Origin of the sequence: Segatella copri (assembly GCF_002224675.1) — a bacterium.
In the GTDB taxonomy this organism is placed as follows: domain Bacteria; phylum Bacteroidota; class Bacteroidia; order Bacteroidales; family Bacteroidaceae; genus Prevotella; species Prevotella copri_U.
Map to the genome: position 1 here is coordinate 1 of NZ_NMPZ01000019.1, position 22,698 is coordinate 22,698.

Here is a 22,698-nt window from a genome sequence, read left to right on the forward strand (position 1 = left end):
TTTCAGGGCGTGTGGGGCCAGTTTGCCATCCCTGGAAAAGAAAAATCCTCAGCTATCAAAGATAACTGAGGATTCCTTTAAAAATCTTTCAAATTACTTCACCTTAGCAACGATAGCCTTGAAAGCCTCTGGGTTGTTAACAGCGAGGTCAGCGAGAACCTTACGGTTGATCTCGATACCAGCCTTGTGAAGAGCACCCATCAACTGGCTGTAGCTCATACCATCGAGGCGAGCAGCAGCGTTGATACGCTGGATCCACAATGCGCGGAATGTGCGCTTCTTGTTACGACGATCGCGATAAGCGTAGGTAAGACCCTTCTCCCAAGTGTTCTTAGCTACTGTCCATACATTCTTGCGAGCTCCATAGTAACCCTTAGTGAGCTTCAAGATTTTTGTTCTCTTTGCTTTAGATGCAACGTGATTTACTGATCTTGGCATAATTTTTTTTCTTTAAAAGTTCGACTAAAAAGTTAATAATTAACGAAGGCAGAGCAAGTCGCGAACCTGCTTCAAGTTTGAACGGTCTACGAGAGTCTCGCCGAGGAGATTTCTCTTCTGCTTCTTTGTCTTCTTAGTCAAGATGTGACTGTGAAAAGCGTGATGACGCTTAATCTTACCTGTACCGGTGAAACGGAATCTCTTCTTTGCGCCGGAATTAGTCTTTACTTTTGGCATTTTTACTTTTAATTTTAAATTGTTATTTATTATAGCGATGGCAACGCATATACCAGGGCGTTACGCATCTTTTTTTTCTTAATCCTCTGTTCCTTCTACGAGCTTCTTCAGGGCATCGCCGCCTTTGGCATTGGCGAGCAAGCCATTCTTCTCGGCATTGGCAGCGCGCTCTGCATCAGCAGCAGCCTTAGCTTCAGCCTCTCGCTTCTCACGGTCCATCTTCTGCTGGCTCTTCTTAGCTGTACCAGCCTTCTTAGGACTCATGTAGAGGAACATCTTCTTTCCCTCGAGCTTTGGCATCTGCTCTACCTTACCGCATTCCTCCAAATCATTGGCGAAACGGAGAAGGAGAACCTCACCCTGCTCCTTGAAGAGAATAGAACGACCACGGAAGAACACGTAGGCACGTACCTTGTTACCCTCATTGAGGAACTCTTTAGCGTGCTTGAGCTTGAACTGATAGTCGTGCTCATCGGTCTGAGGTCCGAAACGGATCTCCTTGGTCTCCACCTTCACCTGCTTCTGCTTCATTTCCTTAGCATGTTTCTTCTGCTGGTAAAGGAACTTAGAATAGTCAACAATACGGCAAACTGGTGGTTGGGCATTAGGAGATATCTCGACCAAGTCAAGCTCTTGCTGACGTGCCAAGTCCAACGCTTTACGTGTAGGCATCACTTCAGCTCCGCCTTCACTTACTACTCTCACTTCACGTACGCGTATCTGTTCGTTTACGCGGTACTGATTTTTCATTTTGTCATTTTTCATTAACTATTCGATATATTCAACGTTTTTTGATTAAACGGCTGCAAAGTTACGCATTTTCCGTGAAACCACCAAATTTTCAGCGGGTTATTTTAAAAAAATCCGCAGATTTCCAAAGAAACCTGCGGATTTATATCTTATTTTTACTCTTCAGCTGCCTTCAGCTGCTCTGCAACCTCGGCGTTGATGCGCTGAGCAAACTCTTCCATGCTCATGGTAGCCTGCTCGCCACCACCCTGCTTACGCATGGAAACGAGGCCCTCAGCACTCTCCTTCTCACCTACGATAACCATATAAGGCACACGCTTCAACTCGTTGTCGCGAATCTTGCGGCCAATCTTCTCGTTACGGTCATCAACCAAGGCACGAACACCCTGCTTGTCGAAGTACTGACGTACCTTCTGAGCATAGTCGTTGAACTTCTCTGAGATAGGAAGAATAGCAACCTGGTCTGGAGTCAACCACAATGGGAAGTGACCGGCTGTGTGCTCGATGAGAACGGCTGTGAAACGCTCCAATGAACCGAATGGTGCACGGTGAATCATCACAGGAGTCTTCTTTGAGTTATCCTCGGCTGTATATTCCAGCTTGAAGCGCTCAGGCAAGTTGTAATCCACCTGAATGGTACCCAACTGCCAGCGACGGCCGATGGCATCCTTTACCATGAAGTCGAGCTTAGGACCATAGAAGGCAGCCTCGCCAACTTCCTCATGAGTCTCAAGACCCTTCTCCTTGCAAGCCTCGCGGATAGCATTCTCGCTCTCTTCCCAAATCTCATCAGAACCGATATACTTCTCGGTATCCTTAGGATCGCGGAGAGAAATCTGTGCCTCGTAGTTCTCGAAACCGAAGATCTTGAATACCTTCAGGATTACGTCGATTACATTCTCGAATTCCGACTTCACCTGATCTGAACGAACGAAGATGTGAGCATCATCCTGAGTAAATGTACGAACACGAGTCAAACCGTGGAGCTCACCGCTCTTCTCATAACGGAACACAGTACCGAACTCAGCGATACGTAAAGGAAGATCCTTGTAAGAACGAGGCTTACGGGCGTAGACCTCGCAGTGGTGAGGACAGTTCATTGGCTTGAGCATATACTCCTCATCCTCCTCCGGAGTCTGGATAGGCTGGAATGCATCCTTGCCATAGTGAGCATAGTGACCAGATGTAACATAGAGGCTCTTGCCGCCGATACCAGGGCAGATAACCTCCTGATAGTTATAAGGCTTCAGAAGCGAACGGAGCAACTCCTGCAAGCGGAGGCGGAGCTGAGTGCCCTTTGGCAACCAGATAGGAAGACCCTTACCTACACGCTCAGAGAACATGAAGAGTTCCATCTCCTTACCGATCTTACGGTGGTCGCGCTTCTTAGCCTCCTCGAGAATAACCAGGTACTCATCGAGCATCTTCTTCTTAGGGAAGCTGATACCATAGATACGGGTCATCTGCTCGCGCTTGGCATCACCGCGCCAGAAAGCACCAGCCACACTTGTAATCTTCACAGCCTTGATAAGACCAGTGTTCAGCAAGTGAGGACCACGGCAAAGGTCGGTGAAATTGCCCTGGGTATATGTGGTGATGGTACCATCCTCCAAGTCCTGCTCAATGTGCTCGCACTTGTAGGTCTGACCGTCGGCCTTGAACTCAGCGAGCGCATCAGCCTTAGCCACCTCCTTGCGAACCACAGGCTCGTTCTTCTTGGCGAGCTCCATCATCTTAGCCTCGATCTTAGCGAAATCATTCTCTGAGATCACCTGACCCTCAGCAGGCATCACGTCGTAGAAGAAACCACTCTCTACAGCTGGACCGAAACCAAACTGGATGCCTGGATAAAGCTCCTGAAGAGCCTCTGCGAGCAAGTGGGCTGAAGTATGCCAGAAGGTATGCTTGCCCTGCTCATCCTCAAACTTGTAAAGTTCTACACTTGCGTCCTCATTGATAGGACGATCCAACTCTACTGTCTCACCATTGACACCGCAAGATACAACGTTGCGAGCGAGAGCCGGTGAGATGCTCTCGGCGATTTGTAAGCCAGTAACGCCCTGCTCGTACTCACGAACAGATCCGTCTGGGAATGTGATTTTTACCATAACAACTTAGTATTTTTATTAAATCGTGTGCAAAAGTACTATTTCTTTTTGTAACAAGCGAATAAAAATGCATTTATTTTGCTAAACTTTGCTAATACCTATTTATATAAGGGGATTTTCGGGGTGAAAACGGTGACATATTGAAGTCTTCATCGGCTTTCTGAGCGATAATCCATAACACTTTGCAAAAAGAAAGTGCTTTTTTAGCCGATAAGTTTTGGAAAAACAAATATTTTCCGTATCTTTGCAGCCGATAAAGTGACAAAATGTAAAGAAACAAAGAAAATGGCAACACCAAAGATTCTCATCATTTACACGGGAGGTACCATCGGCATGGGAAAAGACCCGGTGACAGGCGTGCTGGAACCGCTCGACTTCAACCATCTCGTCTCATCCATGCCCGAGTTCAAACTCATCCAGGCAGAAATCGACGTGCGAAAATTCGACCCACCCATCGACTCCAGCGACATGGACCCAATGAGATGGGCAGAAATCGTGAGCATGATAGCCAACAACTATAATGACTACGACGGATTCGTGATCCTGCACGGCACGGATACGATGGCATACACCTCATCGGCTCTGAGCTTCATGCTTGAGAACCTGACAAAACCGGTGATCCTGACCGGTAGCCAGCTGCCTATCGGCGAACTGCGTACCGACGGCAAGGAGAATCTGATGACTGCCATCGAGATAGCATCGGCAAAGGACGAGAACGGCAGACCGATGGTGCCGGAGGTATGCATCTTCTTCAACGGCAAGCTGATCAGAGGCAACCGTGCCATCAAGATCAATGCCGAGGGATTCCACGCCTTCGAATCGTTCAACTATCCGCACCTCTGCGACGTGGGCATCAATTTCCAGTATCACAAACACCACATCCTCACTCCGGATTACGACAAGCCGATGATACCCCACCTGAGACTCGACCCGAACGTGATCGTGTTCAGTCTCTTTCCGGGCATCCAGGACAACATCGTGCGCCACGTGATGGAATCGCCGGATCTGCGAGGCATCGTGATGCGTACCTTCGGTTCGGGAAACGCCCCTCATTCTCCATGGATCATGCGACTGCTGGACAAAGCTGCCCACCGAGGCGTGAACATCGTGAACATCAGCCAGTGCCTGACAGGTAGCGTGGAGATGGAGAGATACGGCGCCGGATTCCAGTTGAAGACTTCTCACGTAATCAGCGGCCACGACTCTACGGTAGAGGCGATGGTAACGAAGATGATGTATCTGCAAGGCAGATATGATGACAACCGCAAGGTAAGGGAGATGCTGAAGCAATCGCTTGCAGGCGAGATTACGGTATAAGATGTGTAAAATTTAATTCTTTTACTCAGGAGCACTTACCTCTTCGGAAGGTAGGTGCTCTTTTTCAATAAGTTACGAAAAAAGCGCATATTTTTGCAGATAATATTCGGTTTTAATTAAAAAAGTTTAATTCATAGACGTTTTTGGGGCAAAAGAAATCATCGTACCGATATTTTTCTTATCTTTGTAGTGTGAAAAGTTGCTATTGGGAGCAAGAAAGCAAAATTTGTTGCAATCGATTGCACTTCCCCAGCCGTAAGAAACAGAAATAAAATACGACTATAAAGATAAGGAAAGATGAAATGACTATGAATGGGCAGCAATGCCCACGATAATCTATCTCATTCAATCAATCAAATAATAAGTTTAATAAATCAACAAAAAACCTTTTAAATTATGCAGAGTAAAGCAAAGAAGTATGGTGAGTATGTAGAGATTACAGCTCCTGTAGAAAGAACAACATCAGAAGAGTATCCAACTTTATTGGGCGGAGAAATCTGGTACAACTAGAATTCGAGCAAAAAAGTATTATCGGAAAGCCAAACTCCAGGAAATCTCCCGGAAAAGCTAGAATCCAATAATAGAAAAGAAACAAGAATTTTGGTTCAATCAATCATCTGGTACAGCTATCCTGGATAGCATGTACATCAAGAATCCTTTAAGAGTGAAATCAAGGAAGCGCCAAGATCTAGTCCTTGCAGGTTTGTTATCTCGCAGCTAGATAAGTTTCTACGATTTCTAAACCTCTACTCTTAACAAAACAATATAGGCTCAATCCTCGACTGAAGAATCGGAGATTGAGCCTTTATCGTATCTATATCCGTGTGGGATTAGTGCTTGCCGCAGCAGCCACCCTCTCCGTGATGATGCTCGTGCTTGATGCCGCCCTCTACAGCCTGATGCTGGTCGCGGAGCAGATCGTTCACGGTCTTCACTGGGTTGAATGTGCCCAGAGGAACCTCTACGAATACAGTATTCCAGTCGCTCATCGCACCATTCCAGAGACCTGGCAACTCCAAGGCCTTGAGATCCTTACCGTTCTTGCTCTTGCTAGAGATGAAACCGGTAGATGGATCTACGAACTTAGGAAGATCGAAGGCATTGCCCTGGTAATCCTTGGTTGCACAGACGAGATCTACTGGGTTGAAGTGAGTACCCTCGGTAAACATCTTCATATACTCCTCGTTGTTCTTATCAATCTGTGAGCTCTCCAGAATCTGAAGACTTACAGTGCCATCCTGGTTATAGGTAAGGAATGGACCACCACCAGGCTCGCCCACGTTCTTAACGACACCGCAGACACGCATAGGACGGTTCAACTTCTTGCGCAGATAGATAACCAGTTCGGCATCCTCCAGCTCCTTGATATCAGCCTTGCGGCAGCAGAGGTCGCGCTGAACGAAGCGGATAATCTCCTCCAGCTTCTCGTGGTTGTACTGTCCGGAATCCAATACCTTCAAGTAATCGAATGCCTGCTTCTGCAAAGTAACCAATACACCTGCAATCACCTGCTTCCAGGTAACAGTCTCAGCCTTCAGACGATCAGGAACCACGTTGTCGATATTCTTGATGAATACTACATCAGCATCAATCTCGTTGAGGTTCTCGATGAGAGCGCCATGACCGCCTGGACGGAACAGCAATGAGCCATCCTCGTTACGGAATGGAGTATTATCCGGATTGGCTGCGATGGTATCGGTGCTAGGCTTCTGCTCTGAGAAAGAGATGTTGTACTTGATGCCGTAGCGCTGTGCATACTTATCAGCCTTCTCAGCTACCATCTGCTTGAAGAGTTCCAGATGATCGTGAGAAACGGTGAAGTGAACGTTTGCCTCGCCGTTGCTGCTTGCATAGAGCGCAGCCTCTACCAGGTGCTCCTCCATCGGAGTGCGTACCTCATCCTCATACTCGTGGAACTGGAGCAATCCCTTAGGCAACTGTCCGTAGTTCAATCCTTCTGGCTTGAGAAGATTAGCCACGACAGCCTTGTAATCGCCCTTCTTGATGAGGCACATAATGCCCTTCTCGTTGTTTACATGACACTTATCGCAGAGTGCCTTGCGGAAAGCAAACTTCTTGATATTCTCGAAGAATTGTTTTTCAAAGTCAGTAGTAGGAACATCGTATGGAGCATCCAGGAACGCAAACATATTCTTGAACATACGGCTAGCCGCACCTGAAGCAGGTACGAACTTCACAATCTTGTGACCCTCAGCCTTGTAGTCGTTCCACGCTTTCTCGTAGTCCTCTACTTCCTGAGCTGTAGGAGCCATGATACCCTTACCGATGGCAGCCGCACCCTCGAGCTTGAGGAATGGGAAGCCATTCTTGATTTGTTCCAACTGGTGTTCAATCTGCTGCTCGGAGATGCCGCGAGCAGCGATTTGGTTTAGATCTTGCTGATTCATAATACCATATTTATGTTAAATTTACACTATATGTGCTACAAAGATAATAGTTTTTTCTGATAATCAGAAATATTTCCGCTTTTTTTTGTACCTTTGCATTGAAAATTTAACGAAGTACGCGTTTTTTAACGCTGAAACGCCATTGTTTGTCAAATTTAAAATGGAATATTGCGACATGGTTAGTAAATTATCAAAGGAGCACGACCGAAGGTCGGGGCTATCACATTACCTCTATGGGGTATCTACATTATTCTTAAGTGGTGTAGGAATTGGCGGTTTATCGCCACTAGTAACAAACCAAGAATTGAACATATACAATTTACTGTGTTTGTTCATAGGTACGCTATCTGCAATTATCATTGCATATTGTGCTAATAGAATTATGAAGTATAACGATAAATAATATTATTATGGATGGATTAATGTTTATTTTTTCGCTGGGGCTAATTATCAGCAGCAGTTTTGCCATCTGGCTCAACACAAAGTCGGGCCAGAAGTGGATTGATAATTTATAATATAAGTTATGGAACTAATAACATTATTCATGTTTATCATGACAGTTATAGGTGCCAGCTTCGCCATCTGGCTCAACACAAAGTCTGGCCAGAAATGGATAGACGAGTTATAACAACTCAATAATATATAATCAACGGGAGGGAACGACAATGAACGAAACACCTTTTAAATTCACATCCGAAGAAAAGGAACAGACACTCCAAATCCTGGAGCGCCTGAGAACCGCCGTGGGCGACACATTCAAGCCGGGCGATGAGCAGCATCTGCGTGAAGACATACAGCATGCCTTCATCAACCACCAGATCAAGCGCAACGTCTTCGGCATGAACCCTATACTCGCAGCCCTGCAGACAGCAGAAATCGCAGTGAACGAAATCGGTCTGAAAAGAGACGGCATCATCGCCATCCTGATGCAGACCAGCGTCATCGACGGCTATCAGACCATCGAAGACATCCAGAAGAAATACGGCGACAGCGTGGCGCATATCATCAGCGGACTGCTCCGCATTCACGATCTCTACAAGCGCAACCCGATCATCGAGAGCGAGAACTTCCGCAACCTGCTCATCTCCTTCTCAGAAGACATGCGCGTAATCCTCATCATGATAGCCGACCGCGTGAACGTGATGCGACAGATACGTGATACCGACCAGAAGGAGGCAAAGCACGAGGTGAGCGAGGAAGCCAGCTACCTCTATGCCCCACTCGCCCACAAGCTGGGTCTCTACAAACTGAAGAGCGAGCTGGAAGACTTGAGCCTGAAGTATCTGGAGCACGATGCCTACTATATGATCAAGGAGAAGCTGAATGCCACCAAGGCTTCGCGCGATGCTTATATCGCCCGATTCATCCAGCCTATCAAGGAGAAACTGGATGCTGCCGGACTGAAATACCACATGAAGGGACGCACCAAGAGCATCCACTCCATCTGGCAGAAGATGAAGAAGCAGAAGTGCGCCTTCGAGGGTGTATATGACCTCTTTGCCATCAGAATCATCATCGACGCACCAAGAGAGAAGGAATACATGCAGTGCTGGCAGACCTTCGCCCTGATTACAGACATGTATCAGCCGAACCCAAAGCGTATGCGCGACTGGCTCAGCGTGCCAAAGAGCAACGGATATGAGAGTCTGCACACCACCGTACTGGGACCGGAGAAGAAATGGGTGGAGGTACAGATCAGAACCGAAAGAATGGACGATATCGCCGAACACGGACTGGCAGCACACTGGCGCTACAAGGGCATCAAACAGGGAGAAGGAGGCATTGACGAATGGCTTGCCAACATCCGTGCCGCCCTGGAAAGCAACGACGACCTGCAGCTGATGGACCAGTTTACCACCGACCTGAAGGAAGACGAGGTTTATGTGTTCACCCCTAAGGGCGACCTGCTGAACTTCCCGAAAGGTGCCACGGTGCTCGACTTCGCCTACTACATCCACTCTCGCATCGGAAACACCTGCGTGGGCGGAAAAATCAACGGCAAGGCGGTAACCTTCCGACAGGAACTGCACTCGGGCGACCAGGTGGAAATCCTCACCCAGAGCAACCAGAAGCCTAGAAGAGAATGGCTCAACATCGTGCAGACATCGAAGGCGAAGGCCAAGATCCGACTCGCCCTGAAGGAAACGCAGAAGAAGGACGGACTCTATGCCAAGGAATTGCTGGAGCGCCGATTCAAGAACCGCAAGATTGAGATTGATGAAAGCACCATGGCGCGCATCATCAAGAAGATGGGATACAAGGAGAACTCTGATTTCTACAAGGATGTAGCGGAAGAGAAACTCGACGTAAACACCGTGGTGGAGAAATACATCGAAGAGCGTGACCACGACCTCAACCTCAGCAACACCAACAAGCCTGCCGAGAGTGCCGAGAACTTCGAGTTCGAGAACCCTACCGAGGAACTGCTGAAGCAGAGCGACGACGTACTGGTGATTGACGAGCACCTGAAGGGCATCGACTTCGAGCTCTCCCACTGCTGCCACCCTATCTACGGCGACCCTATCTTCGGATTCGTAACCATCAGCAAGGGCATCAAGATCCACCGCATCGACTGTCCGAATGCCAAGGAGCTGCGCCGCCGCTTCGGCTACCGCATCGTGAAGGCGAAATGGAGCGGAAAGGGTACATCGAAGTATGCCATCACCCTGAGAATCATCGGAAACGATGATATCGGTATCGTGAGCAACATCACCAACATCATCTCGAAAGAGGATAAGCTCGTAATGAGAGGCATCAACATCTCGTCCAAGGACGGTCTCTTCTCGGGCAATGTTACGGTGATGATTGATGATGCCGGCAAGACGGATGCACTCATCAAGAAACTGAGCGCCGTAAAGGGCGTAAAGCAGGTTACGAGAATATAAATTGGTTTAAAGAAAATATAAAACCAATCGTATTGGAAAGCATAAAAATCAATGTTACAAAAAAATCCCGCAGACTATCAATCTGCGGGATTTTTTTATTATTATTTCATCTTGTTCAAGCACTTATTTCGTCTTATTCAACCGCTTGATTACCGAGTAGGCATCATACAAGCCCAGCTCTCCAGCCTTCGAGAGATCCTGGATACCAGCCTGCTTGTTGCCACTCTTGGCACGGGCGATACCTCTATTATAATACGCCTCAGCCAGACGGTTGTCTATCTTCAGCGCAATGGTATAATCATCTATCGCCTTGGAAAGCTCGTTTCTTCCGGCATGCAGATTACCTCTGTTATAATAGATGTAGGCATTGTTGCTGTTCAGGCGGATGGCATCGCTGAAATCAGCCTCGGCAGAATGGATATTCACCACTCCCTTGCCCTGAGCCTTGTTGAACTCATCCATCTCAGCCTGGCAGACGGCACGCTGCCAGTAAGCCAGCGCATTCTTATCATCCAGCGAGAGATAATAGGTGAAATCGCTGATGGCTGCCTCGAAATCGCGCAATACGCTATGAGCGATGGCACGACGCATCAATATCGACTTCTTCTGCTCAATATCCTTCGCCACACTCAGTTCTGCCGAAAGCTTATCGATGAGAGAGAAGATCTTCATAGAACTGTTCTCATCCAACTGCTCCTTGGAACATACGATATAAACCTTGTCCTTCATCTTCTGGTTCAGCGCCTCCACATCCTTGTCGAAAGCCTGTACCCCACTCACATTCTGAGTGTTAGGGAAGTAAGAAAGCTGGAACATCGGCAGATAGGCAGTCTCTACCTGGCGGTTCTGGACTCTTCCACGATACTCGCTCTTGTAGTTATGCTCATACTTCGGCTCATCATCCACCACAATGGAAGCGAACTTGTTTGGGTCTATCTCCGAACGCTTGCGCATCTCCTTCTTGGTCTTCGCACTCCAGCGAGGCTGGATACCGAGATGCTTGTTCATCTGTGCCTTGAAGATACGGAACTCATCCAGCTCAGCCTTCGCCGTCATACCCAGTCGGCGATAGCAATGAGCACGGGCGGAAAGACCCGTCCAGAAGTTAGGAAACTGATTGATTACCGTAGTATAATCGCGGATAGCCGCCTTCAGGTTGCCCGTCTTGTCATGCAAAAGCGCACGGTTGAATATCGCCATGAAGTTCTTCGGCTCCATCTTGATGACGAAGTCGAAATCGGTGATGGCACGGTTGTCATCACCCAACTGCACACGCATCAATCCACGGTTGTAGTGAGCGAGGAAGTTGTGCGGATCCAGGTCGATAGCGGCATCATAGTCGCTCATCGCACCTCGTAAATTATTGATGTTGATACGAGCCAATGCCCGGTTGATGTAACTGTTTACATTGTTCGGCTTGAAGTGAAGCGACTTGGTGAGTGCCTCATCAGCCACCTTCCATTCCTTCCGGGCAAGCGCCATATAGGCACGTGTAATCCAGGCATCACCATCGTATGGATTCAGCTTCAGGCTCTGGTCGAGCCATTTCTCAGCCTGCACCGTATCCTTCTGATGCAGATACACCTCAGCCTTCAGGGAGTAGGCATTTGAATAATCCTTCCATTTGGTGATGACCGTATCAAGTTCCAGCTGCGCCTTGTCGTAGTTCTTCGCCTCCATCTGGCAGAGCGCACGGTTGAACCAGTAGTTGCGGTTGCGAGGCTCCAGTCGGATGGCAGAATTATAGTCGGCAATGGCATCATCATAACGCTGCTGACGGATGCGGCAGATGGCACGCAAGTCGTAGATATCGTTGATATACGGATTGAGGTTGATCGCCTCGGAGGCATCACTCTCGGCACCCATATAGTCATCGAGATTAAACTTGGCCACACTGCGGTAATACCAAGGCTCATAGAGATAAGGCTTGGCACCGATGGCTAGATTAAAATACTTGATAGAAAGAACGAAGTCCTCGTAGAAGAGCGCACTTCTGCCCGCCGTAACGAGGCGGTCAACTCTATATTGCGCCGATGCTGACAAAGCCGCCAGCACCAGCACAAAAGTGAAAATAAACTTTTTCATCGACGAATCTTGGTACGATAGCTGCAGCGGAACTTACCCTTGATAATGTTCTTGAGCTTGCCAGCTATCATGTTCTTACGGAGAGGAGACACGCGGTCAACGAACATCGTGCCCTCCAGGTGATCGAACTCATGCTGCATCACGCGAGCCAAGTAGCCGCTCACCCACTCATCATGCTCCTGGAACTGCTCATCCATATACTTCACATGGATGCGGGTAGGACGAACCACCTTCTCATTGATGCCAGGAATAGAGAGACATCCTTCATCAGAAGAATCCTTCTCAGCCTCCTCATCATACTCCAGGATATGAGGATTGATGAAGGCATGACGGAATCCCTTATACTCAGGGAGATCATCACTGAGCACATCGAGATCGATGACAACCAGGCGGATAGCCAAGCCTATCTGAGGCGCAGCCAGACCGATGCCATTGCTCGAATCGAGAGTCTCGTACATATTATTGATTAATTCCTTCAACTCAGGATAATCGGGGGTGATATCTTCAGCCACTTTTCTCAATACTGGCTGACCATAAATATAAATTGGTAAAATCATCTTCTTGATTGCATAAAGTCTTGTAATATGATGGTAGCGCTTATCTCATCTACCAATCCCTTGTTTTCTCTTCTCGTCTTCTTCTTCACGCCGCCGTCTATCATGGCACGATGCGCCAAAACCGACGTAAAGCGCTCATCGTAGTACTCGATAGGCACATCGGGATGAGCCTTGCGCCAGCGGTTGAAGAAATTCTCCACACGCGCCAGGTTCTCGCTAGGCTGCCCATTGGGCTGGGTAGGCTTACCGATGACGATGCGCTCCACCTGCTCCTTCTGGATATAGGCTTCGCAGAATTCGAAAAGTTCGGGCGTAGCAACAGTTGCCAACCCATTAGCAATGATCTGCAATGGGTCGGTAACTGCCAGTCCGGTACGTTTCTTACCGTAGTCTATAGATAAAATTCGCATTCAGTTACGAAATTTCTAATCTTCTATGTGAAACGTGAAAATTACTTCTTCAAAAGCAACCAAGCATCTGGATACTTGCCAGCGCGGAGCTCGTTGCGGCTCTTCACTGCACCAGCCTTATCTACGAATGTAGAAGCAATGACACGATACATGTTACGTGCACTGTTGTAAACGATCTGAGAATCATAACCAGCGCTCTTCAGAGTGCTAGCCAATCCCTCAGCATTAGCCTTCAGAGAGAAAGAACCTACTACTACGCTGAAGTTCTGCAGACCAGAACCTGAGATGAGATCTACATTCTCCTGGCGAACAGTAGCATTATCAACTTCTGTAGTTGTGCTCTCTGTAGGAGTTGTTGTTTCCAATGGAGTAACTACTGGTTCCTGAACAGCTGGTTCCTGCTGAGCCTCCTGCTGCTGTGCCTTCTCGTATGCCTTCTTGTAGGCACTTTCCTTAGATGTACCACAACTTGCGAGTGCCAGAACAGCACACAATCCTAAGCTCAAAACTGATAATTTCTTCATAATCTTTTCTAAAATTGTATTTGTGTTTACTTAAATATTTTATATTGCTTCTCCTTATTATATATAGGTGCCGTCTCAACTTGAGTTCAGCCTACACCTTATTATATATAGGGGCAATACATAGCCTTACGCTTTTATTCTGCGAAAATACAAAATATATCCCAAAGAAAGAAACGTTTTCAGCATAAAGATTGTTAAACATTACGTAAAACAACATTTTTAACGAAATATTAAGACTTAAAAGCTTGTTTTTTGAAGAATAATTAGTATATTTGCAAATGATAAGCGAAATAAGTGCATCTGGACGCAAAAACTCCAAAATGCCATCGCTATCACACAATTAACATCAATATATTGTATAACATTTAAAACTTTTAGATTATGAAGGCATTAGGTTACATTGGCGCATTCCTCGGTGGCGCTATCGCTGGTACAGCACTCGGTATGATTTTTGCTCCTGAGAAGGGTGAAGATACTCGCAGCAAGATTGCTGGAGCTGTAGAAGATTTCTGCAAGAAGCACGACATCAAGTTGACACGCAAGGACGTTGACGACCTGGTTGACGATATCAAGGATGTTGCCCCTGAGGTTTAAGCCCCACCCAACTACCCTGAGATTTCGACAAGTACAACATATTATTACTTGAATAAGCGATAAGAATGTTTTCGAGCGATAAGAATGTAGAAACCATCGGGCAACTCGTAGAGGTGCTCAAGCATTACATCGGGCTCAGATCTGAGTATATGAAACTCGATGTAGCTGACAAGGTGGTAAGACTGCTCGCTGCACTGATCATGGGATCACTGCTGCTGGCTCTCCTCGCCTTGGCTCTGATATATCTTTCGTTTGCTGCCGCATTCGCCATGGCTGATTACGTAGGCTTGGCACCTGCATTCTGCATCGTGGCGGGAGCATACTTATTGATACTGGTTCTCTTCATCCTTTTCCGACATCAATGGATTGAAAAACCACTCGTGAAATTCTTAGCAAGCCTGCTTATGCAAAAATAAATAAAGAGCATGATGATGACAAATGAGCCAAACAATGACAACAGGTACCTGGACGACGACAACAGTTGCCCACAGTATAACAGCCTCAACGACATCAGACTGCGCAAGGAAGCACTTCGCAAAAGCATAGAGGCAGACGACAAGAAGATCAAGACCTTGTGGAACTCTCTCTTCACCAAGCCTGACGCCTTCAAGAAAGACGCAAGCAGAGGCAAGAGACTGCAAAGTATGATGTCTATTGGTATGGGAGCTTTCGATGGAGCTCTGCTGGCGTGGAAGCTCTACCGGAAATTCAAGAAAAAGAAATAAGAGAATCCTTCTATCTCAAGAGAAAGATATGAATGAAAACCATCATAAGAAATGCGGCCTTGCAAAAGACCGCATTTTTTGTGTCTTTACTAGGCTCTTTACTAGGGTATAAAAACAAAAAAGGGTCACCGCCGTGACCCAATACCTTGTTAACCTTAAATCTAATACTATGAAAAACACACATGCAAATGTAGAAAGAATCTGTGAACCTCACAAGCTTTTTCTCAAAAAAATGCTTTTTCTTAGAACTCTTTAACTTTACATGTTGCGTATTTTTATTTATTTCAATTTCATTAAGACTTATTCTTCGTCAATTTCCAGCTCCAGACCATCGTAGGCAAAGCAAAAACCAGCAGGAAGCTGGGCATTGGCGGCATCATGCAATCCTATCTGATGAGTAACGTGAGTAAGGTAGGTCTGCTTCGCTCCTATCCTGCGCGCCACACGGATGGCATCATCCACCAATTGATGACTATGATGAGGTTTATCGAAGCGCAGCGCATTGATTACCAAGGTCTCTACGCCATCCAGATAAGCATACTCTTCATCACTCATCGACTTCATATCCGTGATGTAGGCAAACTTGCCGAAACGATAGCCCAGGATAGGCAGTTGATCGTGCATCACCCGGATAGGCATAAACCCGACATCTCCAATCTGATAGGAATGATGGGGTACGATGGTATGCAGCTTCAACTTGGGAGCACCCGGATAGAGCTTCTCTGCGTCCTTAGGGAAGCAGTAAGGCATCGTATGCGGCAATGTCTCTGTGGTGATTTCATCGCCATAGATATTGATATCACCATACACACAGAAACCACGCAGATCGTCGATACCACCCACATGGTCGTAATGGATATGCGTAATCAGCACACCATCCAGCTTGCGGAAAGGAACCCGCAGGAGCTGCTGACGGATATCCGGTCCTGCATCTATCAGAATACGGGTACGCTCGGTCTCAATCATCGCCGCACAGCGCAAACGGTTATCCCGTGGATCCCTGCTGCGGCATACCTCACAATCACAACCTAAAACAGGAACACCGCTAGATGTTCCTGTTCCCAATATTGTTATCTTCATGAATATTCAAATCTTTCTCTGAAAAACAAACGAATTCTTCACTCTTCGTTCTTCACTTTTCACTTTACATTTACTTCCGGATGGATATCAATGCCAAACTTCTGCTTCACATCTTTCCTGATGGTCTCACAGAGATTGACGATCTCCTCACCCGTAGCACCGCCACGATTCACAAGCACCAATGCCTGCTTGTCATGCACACCGGCACGGCCCAGGCTCTTGCCCTTCCATCCGCACTGATCGATCATCCATCCTGCAGGAATCTTCTCATGCTCCTCGTCGATGGTATAATGAGGCATACCCGGATACTGGGCTGCCAAAGCATCATACTTCGCCTTCTCTACGATAGGATTCATGAAGAAGCTGCCCGCATTGCCCTGCACCTTAGGATCAGGCAACTTGGCATTGCGGATTTCGATGATGACATCACGAAGCTGCTGCGCTGTAGGATGTTCGATATTCTTAGTCGCCAGAGATGCACGGATGTTACCATAGTCCAGATCTGGGGCATAAGTCTTCTTCAGGCGATAGATGACATGGGTAACGAGATACTGATCTCTCCACTCATGCTTGAACTTGCTCTGGCGATAGCTGTACCGGCAATCCTTGTTATCGAAAACTACCAACTTGCCGGTAGCAATCTCCACAGCCTCCACCTTATATATAATATCCTTTGCCTCTACTCCATAGGCACCGATATTCTGGATAGCACTTGCTCCAACTTCGCCCGGAATAATGCTCAGATTCTCAGCGCCATAGAAGTCATGCTCAACCGCATAGGCAACCACATCATCAAAAACCTCGCCGCTACCACAGTTCAGGAACACCCAATCAGGATTCAGCAGGGCATCATCATGCTCAGCAGCAGCCAAGTCGCCATTCTCAAGCACCTCAATGCCCTTGATGGCAGAATGGAGCACCGTGCCCTGATAATCACCTGTAAGCAGGAGATTACTGCCCCCGCCCAGGATGAGCAGCGGCTGATCGGCAGCCGTAAGCCCAGCCACAATCTGCTGTGCCTCTTCTACCGATGAGTATTCCAGGAATCGCTTGCACTTTGCATCAATTCCAAACGTATTGTGAGCCAACAGGCTATAGTCTCGGATATCCTTCATATCTGGTCAAATTATTAACAGTGAACTAAAAACTACATCTCCAGCTTCATCAGCTGCCACCTACCCCCGATTCTCTTAAAGGTAAGACGGGTTTCCATTCCATTGGCAATACCGCGAATCACAAAGATTTTCTGGCTGCTCTCCGTATATTTCTGTCCATAGATGATATTATATATCATGCCATGAGGCAACTGCGGAGCAAAAGCAGGCCAGGTCTCAGGCTCAATCTCGCCCGTCATCGTACTGAAATCATCATCAGGATCTGGACCGGTAAACTTCACCGGATTATGCAGATGGCGAGACTGGAAAGCCGTATCCGTGGCAAAGGATCCATAGAACTTCAGGAAGCTGGAATTCATATTCTGATACATCGGCTTGTAATTGATGCTGGTCATCATCCACTGACCGTTGATGCGGTTGAAGAGGAACTGCTGAACTACTTTTCTACTATAGAATACTTTCTCTATCACCACATGATCGATAGTGGTATCCTTCATCAGGTTCATCTGCTTACGGTTATCGAAAATAAGCGTGTAGTAATCCTGACGCATGAAGAAATGTTCCATCTTCCAATGTCGCTTCGCGATGTGCTTCTTTAATTTATCATTACGATATACTGCCAGAGGGAAATGGATGCGTTCCATCTGAAGTTTGCGACTGGCTGCGAAATTGAACAGGAAATCATCAAACAACTCATCAGCTGCCTTCGGCATCGGAGTCTCCTCTATCAATTTCTCAGTTGAGTCCATAGCTTGTGTGTCGGCTACGGCAGTATCAGCCGCAGTCGAATCAACGGCAGGTGCCGGCTTCTTGTCTGTGCATCCTACAGAGGTGAAGCAAACTATGGTAAGCACCGCCAACATAACTGTTATCAAAGAGAGTTTCTTCATAAACTTATAAAATTTCTCAAATTTTCTATGCAAAAGTACAACTTTCTTTTGAGATATTTCATATTTTAAGCAAAAAATGTTATCTTTGCACTCAAAATAGATGAAATAGTGACTTTTGCGAGCCATTTATGGCGGACAAATCGCTTAAACTTCAATTTTGTAAACAGACAAATAATAAGATATGTTATTAGAGAAAATCGAAGAACTCTTGAAAGAAGTCAACGCTCTCACTGCCCAGAACGCAGAGGAGGTAGAGCAGCTTCGCATCAAGTATCTCAGCAAGAAGGGTGAAATCAATGCCCTTATGGCCGACTTCCGCAATGTGCCAGGCGACCAGAAAAAAGAGGTTGGTATCAAGATCAACGAATTAAAGAACGCAGCCCTTGAGAAAATCAATGGTCTGAAAGAACAGATGGAGGAGGCAGAGTCTTCAAGCGATGACATCGACCTGACCCGTACAGCTTATCCTGTAGCGCTCGGAACCCGCCATCCATTGACCGTGGTGAAGAATCAGATCATCGACATCTTCGGCCGCATGGGATTCACTCTCTATCAGGGTCCAGAGGTAGATGACGACAAGCACGTATTCACCATGCTGAACTTCGCTGCCGATCATCCAGCCCGCGATATGCAGGATACATTCTTCATCGAGAAGACCGACTCCGACGATGTTACCAAGAATGTACTTCTCCGTAGCCATACCTCTAACGACGAGGCTCACTATATGGAGACCCACGAGCCACCTATCCGCGTATTGTGCCCAGGACGAGTATATCGCAACGAGGCTATCAGCGCACGCGCTCACTGCTTCTTCCACCAGGTAGAAGGTCTCTATGTAGATAAGAACGTAAGCTTCACCGACCTCAAGCAGGTGCTCCTCACCTTCGCTCGCGAGATGTTCGGTGCAGATACCAAGATCCGCCTGCGCCCTAGCTACTTCCCATTCACAGAACCTAGCGCAGAGATGGATATCTCCTGCAACATCTGCGGTGGCAAGGGATGTAACTTCTGCAAGCATACAGGATGGGTTGAAATCCTGGGTTGCGGTATGGTTGACCCTCACGACCTCGAGGCTTGTGGTATCGACAGCAACGTATATACCGGCTATGCATTCGGTATGGGCGTGGAGCGTATCACCAACCTGAAGTATCGTGTGAGCGACCTTCGTCTCTTCTCTGAGAACGATACCCGCTTCCTGCGTGAATTCGAATCAGCAAAGTAATTCATTAATAAGAATCAACATGAAAAAAATTACAGTTAACACCATCATTGCGCTCGCATTGGGTTCAATGTGCTTAAGTTCTTGCATCGGCTCTTTCAGCTTGACAAACAATGTGCTCAACTGGAACAAGCGTGCAACAGACAACAAGTTCATCAACGAGTTGATTTTCATTGTCATCAGCCCTGCTTATGCAGTCTGCTCAGCAGCTGACTTGCTTGTACTCAACACTATCGAGTTCTGGACTGGCGACAAAGTGATTGCCAACGTTGGCAAGACTCAGAAAGTTACTGGCAAGGATGGCAGATTGTATGCCATCAAGACTCTGAAGAATGGCTACGAGATTACCGACCCTGCTGGCGAGAAGTCTTACTTCGTGTTCGACAAGAAGAACAAGAGCTGGTCTTACAGCAAGGATGGCGACATCCGTGAGCTCTTCAGCTTCAACGAGGATGGCAGTATCCAGGCTTGCCTGCCTAACGGACAGAAGATGAACGTAGAGCAGAACGAGATTGGTCTTTACCAGCTCCGCATGGCTGTTAACGACGGTTTGTATTTTGCTTGCAACAAGTAAGCTTGCAACAAGTAAAATACTACCCTACTCTATATGAAAAAGGTGAGTCATCAAAGAAATGACTCACCTTTTTTATTTTCATCCATTCCATTATTCTACTTCATTATTATAATAAATAAGGTGTTTCTGCGTTAGATAATGTATGAAACAGAGATTATTCATACTCACGATATGCCTGATTGCCACCCTGAAGATGATGGCACAGGAATTTACACTGCACGGCAGGGTGACTGATGAAGACAGCCATCCTATAGAGCTTGCCACCGTATCCGTGGCAAGCCAGGGAAAGGTAGCCTTTACCTCACTGAAGGGAGAGTTCAGCATGCGCCTTCATTCTGCCGATAGCGTGATGGTCAAGTTCTCCATGATAGGATACAAGAGCAAGGTTAGAGTGCTGAGAAAACCTCGAGGCAAGCAAAACCTGCAAGTCGTCCTCCATACCGATGCAGCCATGCTGGGAGAAGTGAATGTAACGGGAGAAAAGATCCAGACCGACCAGACGCAGGAAATCAAGCTCAAGGATGCCAGACTGGCCCCTTCTGCTAACAGCAATGCCGTAGAAGGCATCATCCAGCAGCAAGCCGGCGTAAGCACTCACAACGAACTTTCATCGCAATACAATGTGCGTGGCGGTGCTTTCGACGAGAACTCCGTATATATAAATAATGTGGAGGTTTATCGTCCTTATCTCGTCCGGAGCGGTCAGCAGGAAGGTCTCTCCATCATCAATCCCTATATGGTAGATAAAATCGGATTCTCTACGGGTGGATATGCAGCCAAATACGGAGACAAGATGAGTTCTGCACTCGACATCACCTACAAGACATTAAAGGCAAAGGGAAAGAACCCCATCCTGGAAGGAAGCGTAGCTGCCAGCCTGCTCGGAGCGGACGCCTACATAGGATTGGGAACCCGGAAGCTGTCCTGGCTCAACAGTGTGAGATATAAGACTACAGCCTATCTGCTCGGTTCGATGGAAACCAAGGGAGAATACAAGCCGAACTATCTCGATTATCAGACCTATCTGAGCTATCAGCCCAACAAGCGTTGGAAGATTGATTTCATCGGAAACATTTCTGATAACCACTACAATTTCGAACCATCCGACCGTGAAACCGCCTTCGGAACAATGGAAAACGTCAAGAACTTTAGAGTATATTTCGATGGTCAGGAGAAGGATCGCTTCCTCACCTATTTCGGAACACTGGGCATCACCCGCAACATCACTTCCAACACCAGCATCTCGCTCCTGGGCAGTGCCTTCTACACCAGGGAACAGGAAAAATACGATATCCAGGGACAGTATTGGCTCGACCAGACCGAGACCTCCGAAAACCTGGGTGTAGGAACTTACTTCGAACATGCCCGCAACTATCTCACGGCTCGTGTGATGAGTGCCAAGCTGATGCTGAAACATAAGGTAAAGAAGCATGATTTGGAGACTGCAGTCACGCTGAAACGGGAGCACATTGAAGAAAATTCCGTAGAATACGAGATGAGAGATTCTGCCGGATACAGCATTCCTCACACCGGGAAAGACCTCTATATGTACTATTCCATGAAGGCTAGAAACAAGTTGAATGCCAACCGCATAGAAGCCTATCTTCAAGACACTTACCATTTCACTAGCGGAGGAGATTCTACCCAGTCTGGCGATATCAGGCAAACACGCTATACATTGAACTATGGTCTTCGTCTGAGCCATTGGAACTTCAACAGGGAAACCATCCTGAGCCCACGCGTCTCCCTCGCCATCATTCCGGCAAACCATGAGAACACGACGCTCCGTTTCGCTGCAGGACTTTATTATCAGGCACCTTTCTTCAAGGAGCTGAGAGATACATCCACCATCAATGGAGTAACCATCGCCTCGCTCAACCGGAAGATCAAGAGTCAGCGAAGCATCCACTTCATTGTCGGTTACGACTACCGGTTCAAGGTGAATGAACAGAGATACAAGTTCTCTGCCGAAGCCTACTATAAGGCATTGAGCAATCTGGTGCCCTACTCTGTCAGCAATGTAAAGGTAGTTTATTACGGCCAGAACGAAAGCAGCGGTCATGCAGCAGGTCTCGACTTCAAGCTCTATGGCGAGTTTGTGCCCGGCACGGATTCCTGGCTCAGCCTGTCGCTGATGGATACCAGGATGAAACTCAACGGCAAGAGCATCCCGCTTCCTACCGACCAGCGGTATGCAGTGAACCTCTTCTTCACCGATTACTTCCCAGGCAGCAGGAAGTGGCTCCTGTCTCTCAAGCTTGCCTTTGCCGATGGACTTCCATTCGCTGCACCTCATAGAGAATTGGAAACCAACAGTTTCCGTGCCACCGCCTATCGCCGAGCAGATATCGGAATGAGCTATCAGTTACTGGACAACCGCCATCATGAGCACAGAACATTCCTCAAGAATGTTACAGTGGGCATAGATTGCCTCAATCTCTTCGGCATTGACAATGTAAACAGCTACTATTGGGTAACGGATGTCACAAATCAGCAGTATGCCGTGCCTAATTATCTCACCGGCAGACAGCTCAATGCAAGAGTGTTGATGGAATTCTGATAAGTCAGAAGTTAAAAGCAGACAGTTAAGGAGTTAAAAGCAGAGAGTAAGAAGTTAAAAGCGGGGAGTTTTAGCACTCAAAAATGGTGATTTTTCACATTATTCTAAATATTTAACCGTAGATAGTTCGCTATCTGCGGTTTTTTTCGTATCTTTGTGCCCGATTTATGCGATGATGGTTCATATCCATCATCTCAAATCACTATAAACGAAAAAAGAAAT

General features: G+C 47.1%; 20 protein-coding genes. 8 read left to right on the forward strand and 12 right to left on the reverse strand.

Annotated elements, in window-relative coordinates:
* Positions 1 to 93: 93 nt before the first annotated feature.
* From rplT to thrS, 4 genes are all read right to left on the reverse strand, one after another.
* A complete protein-coding gene (gene rplT / locus CFT61_RS11435) occupies positions 94 to 438 on the reverse strand; it encodes a 50S ribosomal protein L20 (protein WP_089544559.1) in 345 nt (114 codons plus the stop codon).
* A 39-nt stretch (positions 439 to 477) separates the two neighbouring features.
* Positions 478 to 675 (reverse strand): 50S ribosomal protein L35, encoded by a 198-nt coding sequence (rpmI, locus tag CFT61_RS11440; RefSeq protein WP_006846865.1) that lies wholly within the window; start codon positions 673 to 675, stop codon positions 478 to 480.
* Positions 676 to 753: 78 nt separating this feature from the next.
* Positions 754 to 1,440 carry a translation initiation factor IF-3 gene (infC, locus tag CFT61_RS11445; protein WP_089544560.1) on the reverse strand — a complete coding sequence of 229 codons (687 nt, stop codon included), beginning with the start codon at positions 1,438 to 1,440 and terminating at the stop codon, positions 754 to 756.
* 140 nt (positions 1,441 to 1,580) lie between these two features.
* Complete coding sequence (gene thrS / locus CFT61_RS11450; RefSeq protein ID WP_089544561.1) at positions 1,581 to 3,533, reverse strand: threonine--tRNA ligase; 1,953 nt, start codon at positions 3,531 to 3,533, stop codon at positions 1,581 to 1,583.
* 285 nt (positions 3,534 to 3,818) lie between these two features.
* Between thrS and CFT61_RS11455 the strand changes: the two genes are divergently transcribed.
* On the forward strand, positions 3,819 to 4,850 hold the full coding sequence (locus CFT61_RS11455; RefSeq protein WP_089544562.1) for an asparaginase: 1,032 nt from the start codon (positions 3,819 to 3,821) through the stop codon (positions 4,848 to 4,850).
* A gap of 830 nt (positions 4,851 to 5,680) precedes the next feature.
* On the opposite strand, the gene CFT61_RS11460 is transcribed toward CFT61_RS11455, so the two are convergent.
* Positions 5,681 to 7,258, reverse strand: a complete 1,578-nt coding sequence (locus CFT61_RS11460; RefSeq protein WP_089544563.1) for a DUF4301 family protein — start codon at positions 7,256 to 7,258, stop codon at positions 5,681 to 5,683.
* 665 nt (positions 7,259 to 7,923) lie between these two features.
* On the opposite strand from CFT61_RS11460, the gene CFT61_RS11465 reads away from it, so the two are divergent.
* Positions 7,924 to 10,143 carry a RelA/SpoT family protein gene (locus CFT61_RS11465; RefSeq protein ID WP_089544564.1) on the forward strand — a complete coding sequence of 740 codons (2,220 nt, stop codon included), beginning with the start codon at positions 7,924 to 7,926 and terminating at the stop codon, positions 10,141 to 10,143.
* Between the two features lie 123 nt (positions 10,144 to 10,266).
* Here CFT61_RS11465 and CFT61_RS11470 read toward each other — a convergent pair whose 3' ends face one another.
* From CFT61_RS11470 to CFT61_RS11485, 4 genes are read right to left on the reverse strand one after another with little or no spacing between them, the layout of a single operon-like run.
* Positions 10,267 to 12,228, reverse strand: a complete 1,962-nt coding sequence (locus tag CFT61_RS11470) for a tetratricopeptide repeat protein (protein ID WP_089544565.1) — start codon at positions 12,226 to 12,228, stop codon at positions 10,267 to 10,269.
* Positions 12,225 to 12,785 carry a peptide deformylase gene (def, locus tag CFT61_RS11475; protein ID WP_089544566.1) on the reverse strand — a complete coding sequence of 187 codons (561 nt, stop codon included), beginning with the start codon at positions 12,783 to 12,785 and terminating at the stop codon, positions 12,225 to 12,227. The genes CFT61_RS11470 and def overlap by 4 nt, the downstream gene beginning before the upstream one ends.
* Positions 12,782 to 13,195, reverse strand: coding sequence for a Holliday junction resolvase RuvX (gene ruvX / locus CFT61_RS11480; protein WP_089544567.1), 414 nt, complete (start codon positions 13,193 to 13,195; stop codon positions 12,782 to 12,784). The genes def and ruvX overlap by 4 nt, the downstream gene beginning before the upstream one ends.
* Before the next feature lie 41 nt (positions 13,196 to 13,236).
* Positions 13,237 to 13,719, reverse strand: a complete 483-nt coding sequence (locus tag CFT61_RS11485) for an SPOR domain-containing protein (protein ID WP_089544568.1) — start codon at positions 13,717 to 13,719, stop codon at positions 13,237 to 13,239.
* Positions 13,720 to 14,100: 381 nt separating this feature from the next.
* On the opposite strand from CFT61_RS11485, the gene CFT61_RS11490 reads away from it, so the two are divergent.
* The 3 genes from CFT61_RS11490 to CFT61_RS11500 all read left to right on the forward strand — a co-directional run bounded on the left by CFT61_RS11490 (position 14,101) and on the right by CFT61_RS11500 (position 15,038).
* Positions 14,101 to 14,313, forward strand: a complete 213-nt coding sequence (locus CFT61_RS11490) for a YtxH domain-containing protein (protein WP_089544569.1) — start codon at positions 14,101 to 14,103, stop codon at positions 14,311 to 14,313.
* 65 nt (positions 14,314 to 14,378) lie between these two features.
* The gene (locus CFT61_RS11495; protein WP_089544570.1) at positions 14,379 to 14,729 is read left to right on the forward strand and encodes a phage holin family protein; all 351 of its coding nucleotides are present in this window, start codon (positions 14,379 to 14,381) and stop codon (positions 14,727 to 14,729) included.
* A 9-nt stretch (positions 14,730 to 14,738) separates the two neighbouring features.
* The gene (locus CFT61_RS11500; RefSeq protein ID WP_367379341.1) at positions 14,739 to 15,038 is read left to right on the forward strand and encodes a hypothetical protein; all 300 of its coding nucleotides are present in this window, start codon (positions 14,739 to 14,741) and stop codon (positions 15,036 to 15,038) included.
* Positions 15,039 to 15,338: 300 nt separating this feature from the next.
* On the opposite strand, the gene CFT61_RS11505 is transcribed toward CFT61_RS11500, so the two are convergent.
* From CFT61_RS11505 to CFT61_RS11515, 3 genes are read right to left on the reverse strand one after another with little or no spacing between them, the layout of a single operon-like run.
* Positions 15,339 to 16,118 (reverse strand): MBL fold metallo-hydrolase, encoded by a 780-nt coding sequence (locus CFT61_RS11505; protein ID WP_089544571.1) that lies wholly within the window; start codon positions 16,116 to 16,118, stop codon positions 15,339 to 15,341.
* Positions 16,119 to 16,177: 59 nt separating this feature from the next.
* On the reverse strand, positions 16,178 to 17,233 hold the full coding sequence (murB, locus tag CFT61_RS11510) for a UDP-N-acetylmuramate dehydrogenase (RefSeq protein WP_089544572.1): 1,056 nt from the start codon (positions 17,231 to 17,233) through the stop codon (positions 16,178 to 16,180).
* A gap of 32 nt (positions 17,234 to 17,265) precedes the next feature.
* On the reverse strand, positions 17,266 to 18,123 hold the full coding sequence (locus CFT61_RS11515; RefSeq protein WP_089544573.1) for a DUF4348 domain-containing protein: 858 nt from the start codon (positions 18,121 to 18,123) through the stop codon (positions 17,266 to 17,268).
* Positions 18,124 to 18,304: 181 nt separating this feature from the next.
* Here CFT61_RS11515 and pheS point away from each other — a divergent pair, with 181 nt between their 5' ends.
* From pheS to CFT61_RS11530, 3 genes are all read left to right on the forward strand, one after another.
* The gene (gene pheS, locus CFT61_RS11520) at positions 18,305 to 19,345 is read left to right on the forward strand and encodes a phenylalanine--tRNA ligase subunit alpha (protein ID WP_089544574.1); all 1,041 of its coding nucleotides are present in this window, start codon (positions 18,305 to 18,307) and stop codon (positions 19,343 to 19,345) included.
* A gap of 19 nt (positions 19,346 to 19,364) precedes the next feature.
* Positions 19,365 to 19,916, forward strand: a complete 552-nt coding sequence (locus CFT61_RS11525; protein ID WP_089544575.1) for a DUF3332 domain-containing protein — start codon at positions 19,365 to 19,367, stop codon at positions 19,914 to 19,916.
* Between the two features lie 142 nt (positions 19,917 to 20,058).
* On the forward strand, positions 20,059 to 22,476 hold the full coding sequence (locus tag CFT61_RS11530) for a TonB-dependent receptor (protein WP_089544576.1): 2,418 nt from the start codon (positions 20,059 to 20,061) through the stop codon (positions 22,474 to 22,476).
* Positions 22,477 to 22,698 lie beyond the last annotated feature (222 nt).